The organism is Micromonospora sonchi (assembly GCF_014646235.1).
In the GTDB taxonomy this organism is placed as follows: Bacteria; Actinomycetota; Actinomycetes; order Mycobacteriales; family Micromonosporaceae; genus Micromonospora; species Micromonospora sonchi.
The window spans coordinates 127,782-149,724 of record NZ_BMNB01000001.1 but is presented as its reverse complement, the minus strand read 5'-3'; the positions used below and the strand labels follow the sequence as shown (position 1 = coordinate 149,724).

The 21,943-nt window shown below is 71.7% G+C and carries 18 protein-coding genes; 2 read left to right on the top strand and 16 right to left on the bottom strand.

Features of this window, described 5'->3' with window-relative positions:
• Window positions 1-66: 66 nt before the first annotated feature.
• The 5 genes from hpf to mtrA all read right to left on the bottom strand — a co-directional run bounded on the left by hpf (window position 67) and on the right by mtrA (window position 5,908).
• A complete protein-coding gene (hpf, locus tag IEY61_RS00675) occupies window positions 67-702 on the bottom strand; it encodes a ribosome hibernation-promoting factor, HPF/YfiA family (RefSeq protein WP_189040238.1) in 636 nt (211 codons plus the stop codon).
• Between the two features lie 244 nt (window positions 703-946).
• The gene (locus IEY61_RS00670) at window positions 947-1,609 is read right to left on the bottom strand and encodes a ComF family protein (RefSeq protein WP_189040503.1); all 663 of its coding nucleotides are present in this window, start codon (window positions 1,607-1,609) and stop codon (window positions 947-949) included.
• Between the two features lie 40 nt (window positions 1,610-1,649).
• Entirely contained in the window at window positions 1,650-3,449 is a 1,800-nt protein-coding gene (locus IEY61_RS00665) for an LpqB family beta-propeller domain-containing protein (protein ID WP_189040237.1), read from the bottom strand.
• The gene (mtrB, locus tag IEY61_RS00660) at window positions 3,446-5,206 is read right to left on the bottom strand and encodes an MtrAB system histidine kinase MtrB (protein ID WP_189040236.1); all 1,761 of its coding nucleotides are present in this window, start codon (window positions 5,204-5,206) and stop codon (window positions 3,446-3,448) included. The genes IEY61_RS00665 and mtrB overlap by 4 nt, the downstream gene beginning before the upstream one ends.
• A gap of 12 nt (window positions 5,207-5,218) precedes the next feature.
• Window positions 5,219-5,908, bottom strand: coding sequence for an MtrAB system response regulator MtrA (mtrA, locus tag IEY61_RS00655; RefSeq protein WP_013731734.1), 690 nt, complete (start codon window positions 5,906-5,908; stop codon window positions 5,219-5,221).
• Between the two features lie 322 nt (window positions 5,909-6,230).
• Between mtrA and IEY61_RS00650 the strand changes: the two genes are divergently transcribed.
• On the top strand, window positions 6,231-6,386 hold the full coding sequence (locus IEY61_RS00650; RefSeq protein ID WP_189040235.1) for a hypothetical protein: 156 nt from the start codon (window positions 6,231-6,233) through the stop codon (window positions 6,384-6,386).
• Window positions 6,387-6,783: 397 nt separating this feature from the next.
• On the opposite strand, the gene ahcY is transcribed toward IEY61_RS00650, so the two are convergent.
• The 10 genes from ahcY to IEY61_RS00600 form a co-directional block, all read right to left on the bottom strand.
• Window positions 6,784-8,310: an adenosylhomocysteinase gene (ahcY, locus tag IEY61_RS00645; protein ID WP_189040234.1), complete on the bottom strand. Its 1,527-nt coding sequence runs from the start codon at window positions 8,308-8,310 to the stop codon at window positions 6,784-6,786.
• A gap of 296 nt (window positions 8,311-8,606) precedes the next feature.
• Complete coding sequence (gene manA, locus IEY61_RS00640) at window positions 8,607-9,770, bottom strand: mannose-6-phosphate isomerase, class I (protein WP_189040233.1); 1,164 nt, start codon at window positions 9,768-9,770, stop codon at window positions 8,607-8,609.
• Window position 9,771: 1 nt separating this feature from the next.
• Entirely contained in the window at window positions 9,772-10,725 is a 954-nt protein-coding gene (locus IEY61_RS00635) for a cation diffusion facilitator family transporter (protein WP_189040232.1), read from the bottom strand.
• Window positions 10,726-10,741: 16 nt separating this feature from the next.
• Window positions 10,742-11,938, bottom strand: coding sequence for an SIS domain-containing protein (locus IEY61_RS00630; RefSeq protein WP_189040231.1), 1,197 nt, complete (start codon window positions 11,936-11,938; stop codon window positions 10,742-10,744).
• A complete protein-coding gene (locus IEY61_RS00625; protein WP_189040230.1) occupies window positions 11,935-12,117 on the bottom strand; it encodes a Trm112 family protein in 183 nt (60 codons plus the stop codon). The genes IEY61_RS00630 and IEY61_RS00625 overlap by 4 nt, the downstream gene beginning before the upstream one ends.
• 62 nt (window positions 12,118-12,179) lie before the next feature.
• Complete coding sequence (locus IEY61_RS00620) at window positions 12,180-13,559, bottom strand: phosphomannomutase/phosphoglucomutase (protein WP_189040229.1); 1,380 nt, start codon at window positions 13,557-13,559, stop codon at window positions 12,180-12,182.
• Between the two features lie 69 nt (window positions 13,560-13,628).
• Window positions 13,629-14,792, bottom strand: a complete 1,164-nt coding sequence (locus IEY61_RS00615) for a hypothetical protein (RefSeq protein WP_189040228.1) — start codon at window positions 14,790-14,792, stop codon at window positions 13,629-13,631.
• Between the two features lie 151 nt (window positions 14,793-14,943).
• The gene (locus IEY61_RS00610; protein WP_189040227.1) at window positions 14,944-18,042 is read right to left on the bottom strand and encodes a toxin glutamine deamidase domain-containing protein; all 3,099 of its coding nucleotides are present in this window, start codon (window positions 18,040-18,042) and stop codon (window positions 14,944-14,946) included.
• 21 nt (window positions 18,043-18,063) lie between these two features.
• Window positions 18,064-18,402, bottom strand: a complete 339-nt coding sequence (locus tag IEY61_RS00605; RefSeq protein ID WP_229705589.1) for a hypothetical protein — start codon at window positions 18,400-18,402, stop codon at window positions 18,064-18,066.
• The gene (locus IEY61_RS00600; protein WP_229705617.1) at window positions 18,402-18,821 is read right to left on the bottom strand and encodes a YbaB/EbfC family nucleoid-associated protein; all 420 of its coding nucleotides are present in this window, start codon (window positions 18,819-18,821) and stop codon (window positions 18,402-18,404) included. The genes IEY61_RS00605 and IEY61_RS00600 overlap by 1 nt, the downstream gene beginning before the upstream one ends.
• A 73-nt stretch (window positions 18,822-18,894) precedes the next feature.
• Between IEY61_RS00600 and IEY61_RS00595 the strand changes: the two genes are divergently transcribed.
• Window positions 18,895-20,127, top strand: coding sequence for an SUKH-3 domain-containing protein (locus IEY61_RS00595; RefSeq protein WP_189040224.1), 1,233 nt, complete (start codon window positions 18,895-18,897; stop codon window positions 20,125-20,127).
• A gap of 367 nt (window positions 20,128-20,494) precedes the next feature.
• Here the strand turns inward: IEY61_RS00595 and IEY61_RS00590 are convergent, their stop codons facing one another.
• Window positions 20,495-21,934 carry an aldehyde dehydrogenase family protein gene (locus IEY61_RS00590; RefSeq protein ID WP_189040223.1) on the bottom strand — a complete coding sequence of 480 codons (1,440 nt, stop codon included), beginning with the start codon at window positions 21,932-21,934 and terminating at the stop codon, window positions 20,495-20,497.
• Window positions 21,935-21,943: the final 9 nt, after the last annotated feature.

The window sequence follows — 21,943 nt, the reverse complement described above, 5'->3', positions numbered from 1 at the left end:
GCGAACCGGTGGGGCCGGGGGCCGCCGGCTCGGGGTCGGACCTCCACCCCGAGCCGGCACCGCCGATCAGAGGGCCAGCGAGATGATGCCGTAGTCGTAGGCGTGCCGCCGGTAGACCACGCTCGGCCGGCCGGACTCCTTGTCCTGGAACAGGTAGAAGTCATGGCCGACGAGTTCCATCTGGAACAGCGCGTCGTCCACGGTCATCGGTTCGGCCGGATGGATTTTCTCCCGCGCGATGTGCCACGGCTGGTCGTCGTGTTCGTCGTACTCGTCCTCCTCCGGCCGCTCGGCGACCGCGGTGGCGGTGGCGGTGGCGGTCGACGCGGCCAACGCGGGCAGGTCCGTCACCGGCAGGCCAGCGGTGGCGGCGGCGACCGACAGCGGCGGCCGGCCACGGTGGATGCGACGCCGGTCGGCGGCGCGGCGCAGCCGGGCGTCGAGCTTGGCGATCGCCGCGTCCAGCGCACTGTAGAAGTCGCTGGTGCAGGCCTCCGCCCGGATCACCGGACCCCGGGAGTAGCAGGTGATCTCCACCCGCTGGCAATGGTCGGCCTGGCGCGGATTGCGCTCGTGGAACAGTTCGACGTCGGCACGAATCAGCTTGTGGTCGTAACGTTCGATCTTTGCGAGCTTGTCTGCTACGTGTACCCGGAAATGGTCCGGCACTTCGACGTTACGGCCCTTGACCACGATGTCCACGTGACCTCCTCGTTCGGACGGTCTTCGAGAAATCCGGCCGCACGCCCGGGAAGGAGTCCCGCTCGGCGTCGACCGGTCGATACGGCTACGCCTCCTCTCACCGCCGGGAGTAGGTGAGCTGGCCTTCCTACCCTCGACAGGCAAACGCTAACTCTTGTTCGCCCGACAGTCACCCCCGGTCCCCGATACCGCCGAGTGATTTACGCAGCTCATACACGAAGGGGTGAAACGGAAACACGGACGGTCACCGTTGGTGCCTTTTCCGGGTCGCGGCCAGCACCGCCGCCAGCGACGGGGACAACCCCTGCGCGGCCAGCACCCGACTGATCGCGGCGAGGGTGGCCCCGGTGGTGACGATGTCGTCCAGCAGGACCACCGTCGTGCCCGGCGGCACCGGACCGGTGCCCGATCGGGCGCGGAACGCGTTCACGGCCGCTGCCGCCCGGCCGGCGCTGTCCAGCGTGACCGAGTCCGGCCGGGGTGTCGCGCGTACCGGCCGGCGCACCTGTACCGGCCACCCCGCCGCACGCAGCCGGCGTGCGCAGTGCCGGGTCAGCCGGCCCAGGTGGTCGCCGTAGCGGGCGCGGGCGGCCGCCGGGGTGTCCGGCACCGGCACCAGCAGCACCGGACGCGCCGCACCGACCGCCGCCGCCACGACCTCGGCGAGCAACTCGCCCAGCGGCCGGGCCAGGGCGTGCCGGCCGTGATCCTTGTACGCCAACAGGCTCTCCCGCAGCGGCCCGCCGTACGCCCCGAGGGCGTGGCAGGGTGGCAACCCTGGCGGAGCCGGCACCGGCCGCACCGGTCCGGGCCGCAGCACCCGCAGTGCGCGTACGCACTCCGGGCACATGGCGCGTCGCAGCCCCGGGCGCGGTTCCCGGCACCCGGCGCACTCGGCGGGCAGCACCAGGTCGGCCAGATCCGTCCACAACCCGCTGAGCATGCGCTCAGTACAGGAAGAAGGGGGCGGTGGGGTAGCCCGCGTGCACTCCCGCCGGCGGCGGGGTGACGTCCTGGACGTGTTCCCGCCCGAGCCGCTGGAAGGGGTTGCTGCGGTAGATGACGCCGTTGGCCTCGTACATGAACGAACCGGCCAGCGGGGAGAGCTGGGCGGGAACCGCGCTCAGCTGGGTGGCGGCGGCACCGGTGTCGTCCCGCAGCCGGGTCTCCAACGCGCCGTCGACGCTGACGTCGTAGATCGCCGGCCGACCGGCCGAGCCGGCCACCACCAGTCGGCTCTCCCCCGCCCAGTCCACCGCCGTCGGGTTGTGCAGGGAGATGACCAGCCGCCGGGCCGGGCCGACGGTGGGCACCCCGCCCTCCCAGCTGATCGCGGCGACGTACAGCGCACCGCCGACGATCACGGCGATCCGGTGCCCGTCCAGAGCGGCCGCCACCGCGCTGACCCGGCCGGGCAGCCCCAGCGACACCGGTCGCAGCACCGCGTGGTCGTCGAAGCGGTAGAGGCCGCCGTCGGCGACCACCAACCCCGAGGGTCGACCGCCGTCGGTACGGATCCAGACCGGCCGGCCCATGGTGGTGTGTGCGGACTCGCTGGTGACGAAGGTTTCCACCAGTTCCTGGCCGCGGCCGACGGCGAGCCGCTGCCGGCCGTTCTCCCCGGCGAGCACCAGCGCGGCCAGCACGTCCCCGCCGGCGCGACGCAGCCCCGCGGAGACCACGTCGCGGTTCGCCTCGGCCGCCACCGGGACCAAGCCGGGCAGTTCGTTGCCCACGGCGAGCGCGTGGATCGCCCCCTCGTAGACGCAGAACCGCTGAGCGCTCTCGTCGAAGCCGTACAACTGGTTGGTCGACCGCTGCTCACCGAGGTCGACCAGCTTGCGGGGCTGGTTGAGGATCTTGATCTCCAAGGTGCCGTCCAGGTCCATGTCCTGGAGCGACCAGGCCAGCTGGGTGGCGAGCTGCTCCAGGCGCTGTTCGTCGGCGCCGGGCATGTCGAGGTTGACCTCCCACCGGCCGTCCGAGCCGGTGGCGTTGTTGATCATCTCGGTCCGGTCGGGCAGGCCGGAGACGCCGATCCGCAGCCACTCCGACGGGCCCGCGGTCAGCCATCGGACCACCTCGCTCACCCGGCGCTCCGGGGGCACCGCCGAGGAGAGATAACGCTGGTCCGGCACCAGCCGGGTGCGGTCGGAATTCCAGAAGTAGATCGACTTGGTCTGGTAGTACTGGCGCAGCGCCTCGTCGCTGAGCAACAACAGGTTCGGCGGGTCGCTGACGTAGAAGCCGATGTCGTCCTGACCCACCGGCCCGGCGTTGACCAGCCGGAACTCGTACGTCGTCTCGGTGGCCAGCGGCGGCACGAGGATGCCGTTGGCCCGCAGCAGCCCGACCTGCTGCACCGTGATGGTGACCTTGATGCTGTCCACGTCCGGCGTGATCACCGGGTTGTCGGTGAGGCGTACCACCGACAGCGCCACCTCGCTGCCCTGCTTCTCCTGCAACCCGGCCCGGTGGGTCGGCGCGATGAACTGCTTGACCCGCTCGTACGCCCGATCCGGCTCGCCCGCCGCCGCGGCCAGGAAGTTCCGCACGAATCCCTCGGCGTCGCTGCCGCTGGCCGCCCGGGTCGGTGGCTCGCTGCCCCGCCCCGACGACCAACTGGTCTCCGCGGCCGGTCCACGCTGCTCGATCTGGACCGCGGTGCGGTCGGGGATGCCGCAACCGCCCAGGCCCGCCAGCACCAGTGCGCCGCCGAGCGCGGCACTGAGCAGTCGACGCCTCACGAACCCACCTCCGCGCCCCGCTCCGGCTCGACCGGCGCCGGGACGATCGCGAGCCCACCGACCGGGCTCGGACCGATGCTCAGCAGGCCGTTGCCGGCCACCCCGGCGAACGGCGGCGTGGCGTCCGCTGGCACCAGACGCAGCGGCGAGGTGGTGAGCCGGTCGCCGGCCCGCGCCGGCAGCGTGAGCCGGAACTGGGCGCCCTGCCCCGGTGCGCCCCACGCCTCGAGCCAGCCGCCGTGCAACCGCGCGTCCTCCAGGCTGATCGACAGCCCCAACCCCGTCCCGCCGGTCTGCCGGGCCCGCGACGGGTCGGCCCGCCAGAAGCGGTTGAAGACCAACTTCTCCTCGCCGAGTTTGAGCCCCACGCCGTGGTCGCGGACGGTGATCGCGACGGCGGTCTCGTCGATGCCGAGAGTGATCCGTACCGGCCGGCCCTCGCCGTGCTCGACGGCGTTGCCGACCAGGTTGCGCAGCACCCGCTCGACCCGCCGCGGGTCTATCTCGGCGATCACCGGAGCGGTCGGGACGTCCAGCTCGACCTCGACTCCGACCCGCTCGGCCAGCCCGGCGAGCCGGTCCACCACCCGGTGCACCACCGGCACCAGGTCGGTCGGCTCGGCGTCGAGCACCGCGAAACCCGCGTCGAACCGGCTGATCTCCAACAGGTCGGTCAGCAACTCCTCGAACCGGTCCAGCTCGGCCTGGAGCAGCTCGGCGCTACGGGCCACCGCCGGGTCGAACCCGTCGCGCTCGGCGAAGATCAGATCGGCCGCCATCCGTACCGTGGTCAGCGGGGTCCGCAGCTCGTGCGAGACGTCCGAGGTGAACCGGCGCTGCAACCGCGACATCTCCTCAAGGCGGAGGATCTGCCGTTGCAGGTTGGTGGCCATCTGGTTGAACGACGCGGCGAGCAGGGCGAGATCGTCCTCGCCGTTGACCGCCATCCGCTGGTCGAGCAGCCCGGCCGAGAGCCGCTGGGCGGTCCGGGCGGCCACCCGCACCGGGATCACCACCAGCCGGGTCACCAGCGCGGCGAGGACGCCGAGCAGCAGCACCAGGGCGACGCCGGTGGCCACCACGGTGGCCCGTGCCTGACCGGCCGTGGTGTCCTGCAACGTCAACGGTACGAAGTAGTACAGCTCCACCTGACCGAATCGGGTCGGCACCGGCGAGCCGTAGACGAGGTACTTCGTCGCCCTGCCGTCGTTGCCGAGCCGGCCGGTGCGGATCTGGTTGGCCACGTTGCCGCCGGCCACCGCGGCCCGCAGTTCCGGGCTGATCAGCGGCTGGAAGTCCACCGCGGGCGAGCTGCGGGGCACGATCATCTCGCCGGAGCCCTCGGCGGTGAGTGCCACCACCACCCCGCTGGTCTGCTGCGGGTCACCCCCGGCCAGGTAGTTGACCGTCCCGTCGATGGTCTCCTGGAACTGCGCCTCCTGCGGCTGGCTGTAGAGGCTGAACTGCTTCGCCGCGTACTCCGCGCCGCTGGTCAGCCGCAGCCGGACGTCGGTCTTGGCGTTGTCCAGCAGAATGTTGGTGATCTTGTCAGCGATGAGGTACGCGAACCCACCGACCAGCAGACTCGACACCACCAGGGTGATGGTCACCACACGCACCTGCAACGAACGCCGCCAGGTCTGGTGCAGGCCGGCGAGCAGCCGGGCCCCCCGACCGGTGAACCCACGCCACAGCTCCCACCCGGCACCGCGCCGGCGGGACGTCGTGTCGAGATCCGGAATCGGGGAGGTGGTCACAGTGCGACCAGGCTATCCGGTGCCCGCCTTGTAGCCCACGCCCCGCACGGTGAGGATGATTTCCGGCCGCTCCGGATCCGGCTCGATCTTGGCGCGCAGCCGCTGCACGTGCACGTTCACCAGCCGGGTGTCCGCCGCGTGCCGGTACCCCCACACCTGCTCCAGCAGCACCTCCCGGGTGAAGACCTGACGCGGCTTGCGGGCCAACGCGACCAGCAGATCGAACTCCAACGGGGTCAGCTTCACCTCCTCGCCGTTGCGGCTGACGGTGTGCGCCGGCACGTCGATTGCGATCTGGTTGCCGGGCGGGCCGATGGTGAGCAGTTCCGGCGCCGCGTCCTCGCCCCGCCGCAGTCGGGCCCGCATCCGGGCCACCAGCTCCTTGGGCTTGAACGGCTTCACCACGTAGTCGTCGGCCCCAGACTCGAGGCCGAGCACGACATCGACGGTGTCGCTCTTGGCGGTCAGCATGACGATCGGCACGCCCGATTCGGCCCGGATCGCCCGCGCCACGTCGATGCCGCTCATCCCGGGCAGCATCAGATCGAGCAGGACGATGTCGGGCCGGTTGTCGCGGAACGCGGCCAGCGCCCGTTCCCCGTCCGCCACGAAGGACGGCATGAAACCTTCGCTGCGCAGGACGATGCCGAGCATCTCGGCGAGCGCGGGGTCGTCGTCGACCACCAGTACCCGGGCTCTCATGGGGTTAATGCTTCCATCCCGTCAAAGTTCGGTGGGGGTCGGCGTCACCCGGCACGCTACTGCCGCCACGCTCGTCGCGCCCGGCACCGCTGGGTGACACCATCGCGAGCCCGCCCGGCGGCGGGAAATCCACCCGGCGGGTCACGCGTGTCACCATGATTCCTGGCCGCGCCCCCGCGCGCCACCGCCCCCACCATCAAGGAGTACGCGTGCCCGAAACAGGCCCGCCCGCCGTACCCCGCAGCGACACGCCTGATCACCCGCCGGACGACAGGTCCCGAGGTGCGTCCGGCCGGCTGTGGGTGGATCATCGGAGGTCGAGGTGAGAGGTTTCGGCCCTTGGCTGGCCGTGCTGGCGGTGGTGCTGCTGCTCAGCGCGCTGCGGCTACGCACCCTGGCCGCGCTGGTCTCGTTGACCTGGCTCGCCTGGTGCGTCTGGACCTGGATCCGCCCCCGCCGCCACGACCGGCCGAGCTGACCGCCCTTTTCCGCACCCGCCCGGCGCCGTCGCGCAACTCCGGCCCTCAACCAGCCCACCGCAACTCCGGCCCTCGACCAGCCCACCGCAACTCGGGCCCTCAACCAGCCCGGACACCCCCACATACCGCAGTTGGAGAGCCTCACCGGCCCGGGCACCCCGACATCCCGCAACTCGGCGTCGCCCACCGGGCCCGAACACCCCGACACCCCGCAGCCCGCGCCCTGCCCTTACTGCGGCCTCCCTCGCCTGATTGATCGACTCCGTTTCGGCGAAGTTGCGGTGAAACGGCCCGTGGGATACCGCCATCTCGTCGATACGGTGTCGATCAATTGCGACCGCGACACGCCGGACCGGGCCGACAGCACAGTGGGTCGACCCGGTCCGGCGGTCTCGGTCAGTAGCGGTAGTGGTCCGGCTTGAACGGGCCCTCCGGGGAGATGCCGAGGTAGGCGGCCTGCGTCTCGGTGAGAGTGCTCAGCTTGGCGCCGAGCGCATCCAGGTGCAGCCGGGCGACCTTCTCGTCCAGGTGCTTGGGGAGCACGTACACGCCGATCGGGTACTCGGCGGTCTTGGCGTACAGCTCGATCTGGGCGATGGTCTGGTTGGCGAACGAGTTCGACATCACGAAGCTCGGGTGACCGGTGGCGTTGCCCAGGTTCAGCAGACGGCCCTCGGAGAGCACGATGATCGCGTGGCCGTCGTCGAACTTCCAGAGGTCGACCTGCGGCTTGATGTTCTCCCGGGTGACGTCCGAACGCTTGGCCAGGCCGGCCATGTCGATCTCGTTGTCGAAGTGACCGATGTTGCCGACGATCGCCTGGTGCTTCATCCGGGCCATGTGCTCGTTGGTGATGACGTCGAAGCAGCCGGTGGCGGTGATGAAGATGTCCGCCTGCTCGACCACGTCGTCCAGGGTGGCGACCTGGTAGCCGTCCATCGCGGCCTGCAACGCGCAGATCGGGTCGACCTCGGTCACCACCACCCGGGCGCCCTGGCCGCGCAGCGACTCGGCGCAGCCCTTGCCCACGTCGCCGTAGCCGAGCACGACCGCCATCTTGCCGCCGATCAGCACGTCGGTGGCTCGGTTGATGCCGTCGATCAACGAGTGCCGGCAGCCGTACTTGTTGTCGAACTTGCTCTTGGTCACCGAGTCGTTGACGTTGATCGCCGGGAAGAGCAGGGTGCCGTTGCGGTGCATCTCGTAGAGGCGGTGCACGCCGGTGGTGGTCTCCTCGGTGACGCCCTTGATGCCGGCGGCGATCCGGGTCCAGCGCTGACCGTCGGCGGCCAGCGAGCGGTGCAGCAGTCCGAGGATGACCGCGTACTCCTCGGAGTCGGCGGACTCGACCGGCGGCACCGCGCCGGCCTTCTCGAACTCCGCACCCTTGTGCACGAGCAGGGTGGCGTCGCCACCGTCGTCGAGGATCATGTTGGGGCCACCGATGGCTCCCCCGTCATCACCAGCCGGGCCGTCGGGCCAGGTCAGAGCCATTTCGGTGCACCACCAGTACTCCTCGAGCGTCTCGCCCTTCCAGGCGTACACCGGCACGCCGGCAGGCGCCTCGGGGGTGCCGTGCGGGCCGACGACGATCGCGGCGGCGGCATGGTCCTGGGTGGAGAAGATGTTGCAGGACGCCCAGCGGACCTGCGCGCCGAGCGCGACGAGGGTCTCGATCAGAACGGCGGTCTGGATGGTCATGTGCAGCGACCCGGTGATTCGCGCGCCGGCGAGGGGTTGCGCCTCGGCGAACTCGCGGCGGATCGCCATCAGCCCGGGCATCTCGTGTTCGGCGAGCCGGATCTCCTTGCGCCCGAACTCGGCGAGCGACAGATCCGCCACCTTGTAGTCGCCCTCGGCGAGGGTGCGCGGCCGGGCCTCGGACGACGCGCCGCTGACGGACGCCGGGAGGGTGCTGGTCATGAAAGCTCCTGTCGGACGATGGTGCTGCACGACCATCCACCTTACGCGCGCGACCGTTGAGCGCGCGGGGCAGTTACGCACAGCGCACGGGGCGGTCGGTGGTGGACGTGTGCCGCCCATCTCCGCCCGCCCCGTGCATCCCCCCGGTTTGGTTCCCCCGCACGTTCTCGGACATTTCGTCGCGACAACGCTGCGCACTCATAGAGTCACACGGGGCTAGGGACGAGTCAAGCTATTCCGGAGAAGTCGGACTTGTCGGCGTGCCGTGATGTCGCGGAATGTGCCATCGTGCCGGCTCAGCTCAGGCCGCTGGTGGCGACGTACGCCGTCCCCGTGCCCGTCACCGTCAGCGAGCCGGCGTCCGCCGACCCGACCGCGGTATGCCCCATGGTGAGCGTCACCGAACCGACGCCGTCGTCCACGGTGACCCCTCCGGACGTGCAGAGCACCACCCGTGGCCCCGGCACCGCCAGCGTCACCTTGGGCCGATCGTCCGCCACCGTCACCCGGTGCAGGGCGAAGTCCTCCACCGGCACCGGCCACGTCACCACCCCGCCGGCCGCCTGCCGGGGCGGCATCACCGGCTGGTCGAGCACCTCGAAGCGGAGCACCCGGAGCAGTTCGGGCACGTCCACCCGCTTCGGCGTCAACCCCCCGCGCAGCACGTTGTCGCTGGCCGCCATCACCTCGACGCCGGTACCCCGCAGGTACGCGTGCAGGTTTCCGGCCGGCATCCAGATCGCCTCGCCCGGGGCCAACCGCACCCGGTTGAGCAGCAACGCGACGAGCACCCCCGGATCGGCCGGGTACGCCTCGGCCAGCAGCGCCACCAGTTCCGCGTCCGGCCCGGCGACCGCCGCCGCCCGTACCGCCGCGACCAGCCCGGCACGCTCCGCCGCCGGCCAGGTCAGCAGCAGCCGTACGGCCTCGGCCAACCCTGCCGGCCCGGCACCCAGCGCGTCGAGCACCGGCCCCAGCTCCGGTACGCCGAACCCGGCGAGCACCGCTGCCGAGATGGCCGGATCCCGGAACCCGCAGAGCGCCTCCATCGGCCCGAGCGCCACCAGCAGCTCGGGCTTGTGGAACGGGTCGACGTAGTTACGGTGCCCCGTGGTCCGGGCCTGGTCCGCCGCGTAACCGGCCCGGGCCTGCGCGGCGTCGGGGTGGGCCTGCAGGCTCAGCGGGGCCTCCGCGGCCAGCACCTTGAGCAGGAACGGCAACCGCGAGCCGAACCTGTCGATCACCCGCCGGCCGAGCCAGCCGTCCGGATCGGCGGCGATCACCTCGGTCAACGCGACCCGCAGCCCGTCGCGCTCGACGACGGCCGGCGCGCCCGGGTGTGACCCCAGCCAGAGTTCGGCTTCCGGCCCGTCGCTGGGCACCGGCCGCCCCTGCAACTCGGCGATCGCCGAACGGGACCCCCAGGCGTAGTCCTTGATCGGCCCGTACAGCGCTTCCACGTCAGTTCTCCCGTCGGCCGGACGCCTCCGCCGGCCCGACTTCGGCATGGTAGATGTCCGGTTCCAGGTAGATGATCCGGGCGACCGGCAGGGCGGCGCGGATCCGCGCCTCGACCGCGTCGATGTCCCGGGCCACGTCCTCGGCGCTCTCGCAGCGCGGCACCACGATCTTCGCGGCCACCAGCAGCTCCTCCGGGCCCAGGTAGAGCGTCTTCATGTGGATGATCCGCTCGACCTCGGGGCCGGCGGCGACCGCCCGCTCGATGGCGGCGACCTCGGCCGGTTCGGCCCCCTCGCCGAGCAGCAGGCTCTTCGTCTCCACGGCGAGCACGATCGCGATCGTCACCAGCAGCACCCCGATCATCGCGGTGCCCGCCGCGTCCCACCGGCCGTCGCCGGTGGCCAGCGTCATCCCCACCCCGAACAGGGCGAAGACCAGACCGACCAGGGCGCCGAAGTCCTCCAGCAGCACCACCGGCAGTTCCGGGGCCTTGGCCCGGCGGATGAACCTGATCCAGGACTCGCGGCCCCGGACCAGGTTGGACTCCCTGATCGCGGTACGGAAGGAGAACGACTCCAGCACGATCGCCACCACCAGGACCGTCACCGGCACCCACTGCCAGCTGGTGATCCCGTGCCGGTCGGCCCACTTGTGCCACGCCTCGTAGAGCGCGAAGAGCCCACCGAGGCTGAACAACACGATCGCCACGATGAAGGCGTAGACGTACCGCTCGCGGCCGTAGCCGAAGGGGTGCTGCGGGGTGGCCGCCCGCCTGGCCCGCCGACCGCCCAACAGCAGCAGGGCCTGGTTGCCCGTGTCGGCGACCGAGTGGATCGACTCGGCCAGCATCGACGACGAGCTCGTCAACAGGTACGCGACGAACTTCGTCACGGCGATGCCGAAGTTGGCCAGCAAGGCGGCGATGATCGCCCGGGTGCCGCCCTGAGCGCTCACGCCGCCGCTCCGCAGGTCACTGGTTGGCCAGCTCCTTCATCTCCGTGATCGCCGGCACGGCCATCGGATCCAGGCCGTGCGCCAGCGCCAGATAGATCGACGCGAAGTCCGGGACCGCCACCAGTGAGGCCAGCCGTTCCAGCGCCGAACCGCCCTCGGCGGTGACCACGTCACACCGTACGCCGCGCCGCTCGGCGAGGGTCTGCACCGCGTCGGCGCGCCGCTCCTCGACCGCGAGGGGCTCGTCGGCGTCGTCCTCGGCGTTGAGGCCGCCGTCGCGCAGCAACACCAGCCGCAGCCGGCTCTCCTCGCCCGCTGACTCATCCGGATCGGCGAAGATGTTCCGCTCTCCCTCGGCCAGACCGCCGAAGACGCCGTCCAGCAGACCGACCCGTCCCCGACCGGCCTCACCGAGTGCCCCGGTGACCACCGGGTAGCGGGCGTTGGCCGACAGGGTGTCGCCGAACCGGCGGGCGGCGACCGCAGCCAGCGGCGACGAACCCCACACGATCGGGATCGACCCGGCCAGGCCCAGCGCGAGGGACTTCGCCGGATTGACGAACGACTCGGCGCTCGGACGACAGCGATCGGCTTCGGCGTCCAGCCGGGCCGCCGTCTCCGCAAGATCCGCCTCGTTGACCTTCACCAGGCCGAGCGCCCGGGCGGCGAGCAGGACCGGCACGGTCAGCGCCCAGAGACTGGCCCGCGCCGGGGCCCGCCGGGGCACCGGGATGAAGGGGGCGCGGGCCCGATCGGCCATCGACTGGAGCTGCGAGTCCGCCGGGCCCACCGCGACCAGCCGGGCCCCCCGCCGGTGTGCGGCCTCGGCGGCGCCCAGCGCCTCCGGACTGCGACCCGAGGCGCTGACCGCGATCACCACGTCGGCCGCGCCGACCCAGCCGGGCACCCCCGCGCTGCGGTGCGGGATGACCGGCACCGGGCAACGCGGCCCGGCGACCGTGGCCAGCACGTCACCGGTACGTCCGGCGGTGCCGATCCCAGCGATGACCACCGCCCGGGGGCGGCCCTCGCCACCGAGCACAGACAGGTTCGCCTCGGCGGCCAACGCAGCGGATTCGCGAACCTGGGCGCCGGCCGAGGCGGTGTGCCGCAGCATGCCGCCCGGATCTCGCTCGGCCAACGTCTGCGGGTCGTCGAGCAGCTGGTCGTCGGCGTGGCGGTGGCCGCTGACGCCGGCCGTTCCGTCGATCACGACGACTCCGCGGGGCCGCGGGCCTCGTCCAGCAGCAACACCGGCACGTCGTCGCGGACCTCGAAGATTCGGCCGCACTCGGTGCAGGTCAGCGTCTGGGCCTGCGCGTCGTAGTCGAGCGGCGCATGGTGTGTGTCCGGGCAGGCGAGAATTTCCAGCAACTGCGGGTCGAGGGCCACTGCGCGGCTCCTTCCACGTATGCGGCTTGACCGATCGACGGTGCCGATCGGCGCGAGCGATCCTATCGGCGAACCCGGTCGAGCACCTCGTCGCGCAGCGAAGTCATCCGCTCGGTAGTCGGTGCCTCGACGTTGAGTCGCAGCAGCGGCTCGGTGTTCGAGGCGCGCAGGTTGAACCACGCACCGTCGGAAAAGCGCAGGGTGAGCCCGTCCATCTCGTCGGCTGCGGCGTCCGGGTACGCGGCCCGCACCTCGACCATCGTGGCCGCCTGATCCGCCACCGTAGAGTTGATCTCACCCGAGGCGACGTACCGCTCGTACTCGGCTGCCAGCGTGGACAGCGGCAACGACTGCTCGCCGAGCGCCGCCAGGGTGTGCATCGCGGCCAGCATGCCGGTGTCGGCGAACCAGAAGTCCCGGAAGTAGTAGTGGGCCGAGTGCTCGCCACCGAAGATCGCGTTGGTACGGGCCATCTCGGCCTTGATGAACGAGTGGCCCACCCGGGCCACCACCGGCTCGCCGCCGTGCTCGCGGATGATCTCCGGCACCGCGTTCGACGTGATCAGGTTGTGGATCACCGTCGAGCCGGGATGCTTGGCCAACTCGCGGGCCGCCACCAGCGCGGTGATCGCCGACGGCGAGACCGGTTCACCGCGCTCGTCGACCACGAAACAACGGTCGGCGTCGCCGTCGAACGCCAGCCCGATGTCCGCGCCGTGCGCCACCACGGCGCGTTGCAGGTCGACCAGGTTGGCCGGGTCCAGCGGGTTGGCCTCGTGATTGGGGAACGTGCCGTCCAACTCGAAGTACAACGGCACGATCCGCAGCGGCAGGGCCGGCAGGACGGCGTCACCGAGCACGCTGGGCACGGTGTGCCCGCCCATGCCGTTGCCCGCGTCGACCACCACCGTCAACGGCCGGATGCCGGAGAGGTCCACCAGGGTGCGAAGGTGTGCCGCGTAGTCCGTCAGCAGGTCGCGCCGCTCGGTCGACGCGGCCGGCTCGCCGAGCGGCTCGTCCTTGTCCAGCAGGGCCTGCGCCCGGTCGCGGACCTCGGCGAGCCCGCTGTCCTGCCCGACCGGGCGGGCACCGGCGTGGCACATCTTGATGCCGTTGTACTGCGCCGGGTTGTGGCTGGCGGTGAACATCGCCCCGGGCAGCCCGAGCGAGCCGGAGGCGTAGTAGATCATGTCGGTCGAGGCGAGCCCGATCTCGATCACCGGACGGCCCTCGGCACGGAGACCGGCCGCGAAGGCGCCCGCCAGCCCCGGCCCGGACGCCCGCATGTCGTGCCCGATCAGCACCGCCTTCCCCGGCTCGCCGGTGGCGTCGAGCATCTGCGCGAAGGCGCTGCCCAGCGCCCCGGCGACACGCTCGTCCCACTGGTCCGGCACCGTCCCACGGACGTCGTACGCCTTAACGATCTGGGACAGATCAGACACCGGTTCCACTCCTCGGCAGCAGGTCGTCAACGAAGCTGAGCGTATCGGAGGCACCACCCGCGACCCGGCTCAGCCGGGGAGCCCGCGTCCGTACCTCGGCTCGTCGTCCTCTCCGGTGGCCGCCAGCGGCGCATCCGGTCGTCCCGGCGACACCCCAGGCCCGGCCGGGTCGGGCGAGGCAGCGGTCGGCGGAACGGCGGTGGCCTCCGGCGGCATCGCCTGGGTCTGCTCGCCCGGGTTGGCCGGACGCGCACCGTACAGGCCGCCGGACGGCCGGGCCGCGGGCGTGCCCCCGTAGACCCGAGGCTGGGCGGGGCGACTCGCCCCGTACACCTGGCCGGGTGCGGCCGGCGGCACGGCTCCGCGTCCGGGCGGCACCGGCGGGCTGCCCGGACCGGACGGGGTCGGCGCGGCACCGGAGCCGCGCGTGGAGCGGTAGGTGGTGCCACCCGGGTTGCGCGGCAGGGGGACGCCGTCGTGCTCGCCGCGCCGGCTCCGGTCCTTGCGTGACCGGTGCACCAGCAACCCGATGAGCAGGGCACCCGCGGCCACCATGGCGATCCCGACATACATCACCGGTGACCCGCCGGAGGATCCGTCGACCGCCTGCGCCGGTTCGCCGGGGTTGTCCGCGGCGAGCGCCACCGTCGGCGTGATCGCGACGGGCGGTTCCTCGGCGACCTCCGCACTCTCGCTCGGGCTGGGACTGGGGCTGGGGCTCGGCGACGGAGCGACCCGGCCGCCGGCCACCCTGGACTCGGCCGCAGCCCGGCCCAGCAGGGCACCCCGCGCCGTGACCGCCTCGCCCGTCACGATCAGCCGTCCGCCGGGCGCGTCGGCGCCGAAGGCGACGCGGTACCGGATCGTGGCGCTCTTGCCCTTGCACAGTTCGTCCTTGGCCGGCGCCACCGGCGCGGTGGTCACCAGGCCGTCACCGCCGCTGACCGGCACGGTCACCCAATCGCGGTCCACCTGTGCCTGCACCGCGACCTGGTCGGGCCGGAGGCCGGGCAGGCTCAGGCCCAGCGCGCCGCGCACCCGCACACAACCCTTCGTCCGCTTGCGCACCTCCAGGCGGACGTCCTCGGCGGAACGGCCGGCGGTGAAGCTGCCCTTCGAGCGCACCCGCACCCGATCCTCGTCGGCATGAGCAGGCGCACCACCGAGTGACACCAGGCCGCCCAGCAGTACGCAGACCGTCGCGAGCCGCGCCGCATGGCGACGTACCGACATGATCACCCACCGTTCCTCCCCCTGGCGGGGAATCGCCGGTCAGGCTACTACCGGGACCCGACCCCGGTTGGTCATCGAGCATCCCGCATGTGCGCGGCGCCACCCCGACAGCCGTCCTCGTTGCGTCGGACTGACCGGCTTCGGCGGGTGCCTACCCTGAACCGCCGAGCAGGTGCATGTGGTTGAGGTACGGCTCCCCGTACCCCTGATACTCCTCGGCGGGCGGATAGTCCGGCAGGTCCGGTCGCCGGCTGTAAAGACCCCGCCGCAACCCGGCCAGCGGCATCGGCCGGGCGGTGCCGTCGAGCACCAGCACGTCCGCGTCGAGGGCGTTGAACGGGTATGCGGCCCCGTGGTGCCGGTACAGCGGCCCATCGCTGACCAGCCCGATCTGCGGATCGACGTAGAGCACGGTGCCGTTCTGGTTCAGCGCCACCCAGATGTGCGCACCGCCCCGCTCCAGATGGTTGACGACGAAGGCGAAACTGCCGTGGCCACCCAGCAGGAGTTGGTCGTGCAAGTTGCGGTACCCCGTGTCCAGTGCCCGCTGCTTTTCAGCCGGGGTGATGGCAGTGCCGTCACAGAGTCGCTGGAAGCGCCCCCCGGTGACGTCCTCCACCCGCGCGGTGCCGTCGTGCTCGCCGTTGAGCGGCCGGTTGACGTCACCGGCCTGGTACGCGTCGAAGGTGCGCGGCGCCGCCACCCGGGGACGGCCATGCACCCAGGTGTCGAAGAGCGAGAGCGTGCAGTCCAGGCAGTTGATGCCCCGCGTCGGGTCCGCCTGCGGCCCCCCGTCGTTCACCAGCCCGAACCAGTCGCCCACCCGGGGATCCGCCGTACGCACCACCTCGCCGGCCGCGTCCCGGGGCACCTGCCGCTCCACGTCCAACTGGTGCAGGGCGAGCGGCGGACGCAGCCCGCCGGGCTGGCCGTACCGACGGGACCGGTCGATCGGCGGCGGATCATCGTCGCCGGTCAGCGCCGAGCGGTCCGCGGTCCCGATCCCGCCAGACGCGAGATCACCAACGTCATCGTTGATCCGGTGGAAGTCCTCCGGCTGGTCGACGGCCACCACCTCGGGAACGACGGAACCGTCCAGAACCGCCTCGGCCAGATCCAGACACTCGCCGTACGCACGGGTCTCCTCGTCAGCCGCCCGCTGCCAGCCCGCCGACGCGCTACGGTGACCCGCCTGATGGAGCTGTCGCGCGTACGCCGCGAAGTCACCCGCCCGTTGGTAGTGCTCCCCCGCCTGGTTTCTGAGTCGAGCAACCTCACGCAACCGGCGAGTCTCCTCATAGTGAACCCGCTGCGACTCGTAGTAGCCCTGATAGCGGCGCCGTTCGAGGGCCTCCTGCTCGGCGGCCCAACTGCCACCGTTTTGATCATCGGGCCCCGGCGGCGAGGTCGGCTGGGTGGCGCGCGCCGGAGAGTTCGCCACCTCAGAGTTCGGGGCGAGTGCTTCGACCAGCACGGACCGTGACGGCGCAGGCGACTCCGGCCGAGGCGACGCTCCGACGGGCTGGTTGACCTCCGTCGATCTCGCTGCCGTCAGCGTGTCCGGCAACGGGTGCACCGCCGATCCGACTGCCGCCGGGCCCTGCGCAGTCGCTGGCCCGCCGATGCTGGTCGTTGTCGTCGGGCTGGTCGCATGGGCCGGGCCAGTCGAGGTGGCCGCACTACCGCCAACTGCGCCCGTGCCGGTCATCTCCGCAGCGGTGACGGCGCCCGGAACGGGAGCCGGCGTGGTCAACGGCGGAGCGGCCGTGGATAACGTCGGGCCCGACGGGCCGATCGGCCCTTCCGCCGGGACCATCGTGGACGGGATCACGGCAGTAGGTGTGCTGGTGACCTCGGCTACGCGTGGTGCCTCAATGATCGGGGCCTCGCGGATCGGCTGGTGCGTCTCCGGCCGCTGAGCCGACTCCGTCGGGCGGTCCGGTGTTCCGTCCTGGACGGGACTGGCGTGATATGACGCTCCCGCAGCCTGGGACGGCTCGGCGGATGGGATCGGGACGACACCGCCGTCCGGACCCGACGAGGGCCCGCCTGGCAGCACAGAGGCACCGGACGGACCAGCGGACAGCGACTCGACCGGGATCCGCTGGGTAGGGACCAGAGCCTCTCCCGTCGAGCCAACCGCAGACGGATGTGTCAGTGCGGCGGAGCCGAGCGGTAGCTCGGGGGAAGCCGGCCCAGGCAGTGTCAGCGGCGGAAGAGACGGACCGGACAGGGCGCTCAGCTGACCGTTGAGTCGCGCCTGCAGGGCGTGATCGGTCTGGGCGGTGGCCGAGCCACGAGCACCAGATGCGGCCGCCCTCGCGGCGTCTTCCAGGGACGTCAGCCCCTGCCCGGTGGCGAGGCTGGCCGCCTGATCGGCGATCATCTCGCCGGTCATCTCCCGGCCGACATGCTCGGCCATTCGGGCCACCCTCCCGGTGGCATGCCGGCCGAGGCCGGCCAGCGGCGCCGCCGCGCCGCCGGCCAGACCGCCGATCGCGTTGGTAGCCAGATCGGTGACGTCCAGACCGTGCCGGCGCCCGGTCGAGTTCTGGTACGCCTGGGTGGCCAGGCTGACGCCCGCCTCCTCGGCCGCCTCCTCCAGCCCTTCTCGGGCGGCCCGGCGTGCCAAGCCGCGCACGCCCTCCCGGGCCACCTGCTTCGCCGCCCGTTCGCCGGCCTCCTTGAGGCCCTGCTTGAGGGTCTTACGAGCCAGCTGAGCCAGCAGCCGCCGGAAGATCTGCTGCACCAGAAACCGGGTCGCGGCGATCGCCCCGGCGGCGGCCGGCGAGGCAGCCCCGGCGGTGAGCACCGCCGCAACCGCCAGCCCCAGCAGTTCGATCACCAGGATGCCCAGCTCGATCCAGACTTCGAGCTTGGCTCCCTCGATGTCGCAGCCGCACTCCTCGACGACCCGGCCCAGATCCCCGGTGACGGCGAGCAACACCGGCAGCGGGGCCTCAACGCCCTCGGCCACCCGTCGCCACGCCGTGTCGAACGCAGCCGCGACCGCGCCCACCGCGCCGTACCCCTGAAACACCTCGGTGGCGGCGGTGATCGCGTCCGTCTGCGGGCCGGAGAGAACCCCGGCCACCGCGTACCACTGGTCGGCCAGATCCCAGACGGCGCGTTCGTCGCCCTCCGGCCACTCCACGCCGACCACCCAGTCGAGGGCCTCGTACATCCAGCCGGGCAGATCCCAGGGCGAGTAGTCCAGCGGATGCGGGATCGGGCTCGGCAACAGGGTCATCGACGATCTCCCGTTCCGGTATCAGCGCGGGGGGCGGGTCTCGGTCACCCGTTCGAACCGGCCGGCGCTGGCCGCGTCCGTCTCCAGGTTGGCCTCCACGGACCGGAGCACGTCGGAGCCCAACTCGGTCAGCCTCCGGCCCACTCCCGCCCAGACCCGCAGCATCATCTCCTCGTAGCCGCGGTACTGCTGCTCGAACGCGGCGCCGATGTCGTCGCGGCCCCAGGGCCGCCGCGCGCTCGCGGCCGCTATCGCTGCCCCGATCTCCGCGCGCTCCCCGGTCACCGCTTCACCGGCGCGGGCCAGGTCCCCGCCGGCACGCCGGGCTCGCGCCGGATCGAGCCAGAGCTGCCCCGCCATCATTCGCTCCGACGCAGGACCGAGTCGGCCCGGCCGAGCAGGGCGCCGAAGTCACCGGTACGCAGGTAGTCGGCCGTGCCGGAGTCGGCAGGCAGGTAGCCCGCCACGAGTTCCTGGGTCGCCGTCGTCGCGGCGGCACTGGCCCGGCGTACCGTGGCAGTGATCTTCGCACTCAGCCCTCCGGCGTCGCGAGCCCGATAAATCGAGGGCGCCAGATCAACCGATATCAGCTCGCCTCGGGCGTTGACGGTCGCGGTGACCTGCCCGTCGTCGGAACGCTCGGTCACCCGCAGTTCGGCGAGCCGGGTCCGCAGTTCGTCCAGACCGGACCGGAGCTGCTGGTACTGCCCGAACACCTCGTCGAACCGGGCGCGCAGAGCGCGATTGGCTGCACGGTCCACGTTGTCGGTCAACGCCACACCTCTCGTCACCGTCGGTAAAGCAAACCATACCGGCTGCCACGGATTCGCGTTGTCCGGTAGGTTTCCGGTTGTGATTGACCGCGAACAGGCCGAGCAGATCGCGGCGGTGTGGGCCCGTCGTGACTCACTGCGCCTGGGTCACGAATGTCGCCCGCTCGTGACGGAATTCGATCTCGGATACGTCATCACCTCGACACTGTCCACACAGGTCAGAACGCTCCCCGGTGACCTGCCGACCACGGTGGTCGACAAGGAAACCGGCGAGGTGAGCACCTGGCCCCGGGTCCCACCCGACGTGGTCGAGCAACTCTTTCGCCGCAGCCGACGCACCGGGCCGCGGGTCCCACGCACTGTGGATCCAGCCAGCCAACTGCTGCGGGAAATCCGTCGAGCTGCCACTCCCACGACGGCGGCGCACCTGACCATCGAGGGGCGGATCTTCACCGCGCACGGAGCCAAGGGCGACGTGGAACTCAATCATCATCCGCTGGTCCGCGCGTACCTCGACGGGCTGTCTCCGGGGCATCTGGTCCGCGGCGGCGACCGGCACGCCGAGTTGATCGTCGTTTCCGACGTCCTGTACGAGTACGACCAGCGCCGGGCCGCCGAGGGCATCGCCCCGATGAGTACCGGCGACGCAGCAGCCTTACTCAACGGTGCACGCCTCGAGTGCCACTTCGTTCGCGAGCCCGGCGATCCCGCCGGTGGGCGCGCCGAACGCTCCTGCGACTCCTGCATCAACTTCCTCGTCCACTTCAACGTGCTGCCGTGGTCCGAGCGCGGCTGGACGGCACCGTGGTATCCCGAACCGGCTGCTGCCCCGGAGCCGGACCGTTTTTCGCCCGATGTAGCGAACTCGCTCGTCGCGGCCGGGTGGCGTCCCCACTTCGGGGATGAAGTCGTAGCGATGTCAGCTATCCGCGACGTCAGCGCAGTGCGCAGCAGGGCTAACGAACACTCGGTCTTCCCCGCCGTGGCGTCCACCCTCACTGCTTTCCCGAGCCTGGTCGGAGCCCGACTCGGCCCGGGTGAGCAGGTGTGGATTTCGCGCTTCGACATCCGACCCCGTCAGGTTGCCCACACCGCCGATACGCTCGCCGACTTCGCGGCGGTGATCGGGGCGCGGCTGTTCCCGATCGGCACCGAAAACCAGCACAGCATCATCGCCGTGGACGAGCAGGGCCGGATCTTCGCGTTGGATCAGGCCGGCGAGTGGTTCCTCGGGGCGGACATCGACGAGGCGCTCACCACTCTGCTGCTCGGTCGCGCCCCGGCCCGGGTACGCGACGACGGCACCTGGTGAACCGCCTCCAGCTGTCGAGCGGGTTGCCAGAAGTTCGCCGGTGATCGCGGGGGCTGCGGCCGGCGCTGTGAGGCCGACCTCGGCCCGCCGCCGGCACGCCAGGCCCAACCGATGTCACTGTCGGCCGCTGTCGAGCTGATCCGTCTTTGCTCTCACCACCGCTGGGCCGAACGGCTGCCCCCGGTCACCGTCATGACACACCCACCCGCCGCCGATCACCGCGATCCGTTCACGCCCTCAGCTCGACAGGCCCCCAACCCAACCCGACCCCTTCAGCACACCGCCCCCACAAGACCAGAACACCGGCGGGCCAGGCGGTTAAAAAGGGGCCCTTCCTATGCACCAGGCGTTAAAAAGGGGCCCTTCCTTACACCTGCACGCCGGTGAGGACGGTTACGCGGGGGTGGGTGTAGTCGTCCATGGCGCTGCGTAGGCCCTCGCGGCCCACGCCGCTGCCCTTCATTCCGCCGTACGGCATCTGGTCGGCGCGGTACGACGGCACGTCGCCGACGATCACCCCGCCCACCTCCAGGGTCCGGGCCGCGGCGAAAGCCACGTCGAGGCGGTGGGTGAAGACGCCGGCCTGGAGGCCGTACGCCGAGTCGTTGACGGCGGCGAAGCCGGCGGGGTCGTTCTCCACCCGGTCCACGACGAGCACCGGACCGAAGACCTCCTCGGCGCAGACCTTCGCGTCCTTCGGCACCCCACTGAGGACCGTCGGCGGATAGGTCGCGCCGTCCCGAAGGCCGCCGGTCTCGACGGTGGCGCCGGCCGCGACCGCCTCGTCCACCCAGGCTTCCACCCGACGCGCGGCGTCGATGGAGACCAGCGGGCCGACGTCGGTCAGCGGGTCGGTCGGGTCGCCGGTGCGCAGTTCCCGTACGGCCGCGACCAGCCGGGGCAGGAACCCGTCGTAGAGCCACTCGTGCACGTAGACCCGCTGCACGGCGATGCAGGACTGCCCGGCCTGGTAGTTGGCGAAGGTGGCGATCCGGTGCGCCGCGAAGGTCAGATCCTCGTCGCCTGCCCAGTCCTCGCAGATCAGCGCCGCCGCGTTGCCGCCCAACTCCAGCGTCACGTGTTTCTCCGGCGCCGATCTGCGGATGGCCGCGCCGACCGGCCCGGAGCCGGTGAACGAGACCACCGGCAGCCGGGGATCGGTGACCAGTTCGGCGGCGCGCTCGTTGGGCAGCGGCAGCACCGAGAACATTCCCTCGGGCAGTTCGGTCTCGGCCAGGATCTCGCCGAGCAGCAGCGCCGACAGCGGGGTGGCCGGCGCCGGCTTCACGACGATGGGCGCGCCGACCGCGATCGCCGGCGCGACCTTGTGGGCGACCAGGTTCAGCGGGAAGTTGAACGGCGTGATGCCCAGCACGGGGCCCTTGGGTACCCGCCGGACCAGGGCGATCCGGCCGGTGGCGGCGGGGTCGGTGTCGAGCCGTTGCAGCTCGCCGGAGAAGCGCCGCGCCTCCTCGGCCGCCCATCGGAAGGTGGAGACCGCCCGACCCACCTCGGCCCGCGCCCACTTGACCGGTTTGCCGTTCTCGGCGGTGATCAGGGCGGCGACCTCCTCGGCCCGCTCGGCGAGGCGGCCCGAGACGTGGTCCAGGGCCGCCGCGCGGGCGTGGGCGGGCAGCGCGACCGCCGTCCCGGCCACCTCGGCCGCCGCCGCCACGGCCGCCTCGACCTGGGCTGCGGTGGGGAGGGTGGTACGGCCGACCGGGCGACCGTCGTACGGGTGGTGGACGGTCACCTCGTCGGCGCCGTGGGTGGGACGACCGGCGACGAAGAACGGCGTGGGCTGCACGTCCCGCAG

What these genes read in the sequence shown, in the direction of transcription:
- ahcY (WP_189040234.1), bottom strand. Translation starts at nt 8,310, where the DNA reads ATGACCAGCACCCTCCCGGCGTCCGTCAGCGGCGCGTCGTCCGAGGCC.
- IEY61_RS00610 (WP_189040227.1), bottom strand. Translation starts at nt 18,042, where the DNA reads ATGACCCTGTTGCCGAGCCCGATCCCGCATCCGCTGGACTACTCGCCC.
- IEY61_RS00615 (WP_189040228.1), bottom strand. Translation starts at nt 14,792, where the DNA reads ATGTCGGTACGTCGCCATGCGGCGCGGCTCGCGACGGTCTGCGTACTG.
- mtrA (WP_013731734.1), bottom strand. Translation starts at nt 5,908, where the DNA reads ATGAGAGCCCGGGTACTGGTGGTCGACGACGACCCCGCGCTCGCCGAG.
- IEY61_RS00605 (WP_229705589.1), bottom strand. Translation starts at nt 18,402, where the DNA reads ATGGCGGGGCAGCTCTGGCTCGATCCGGCGCGAGCCCGGCGTGCCGGC.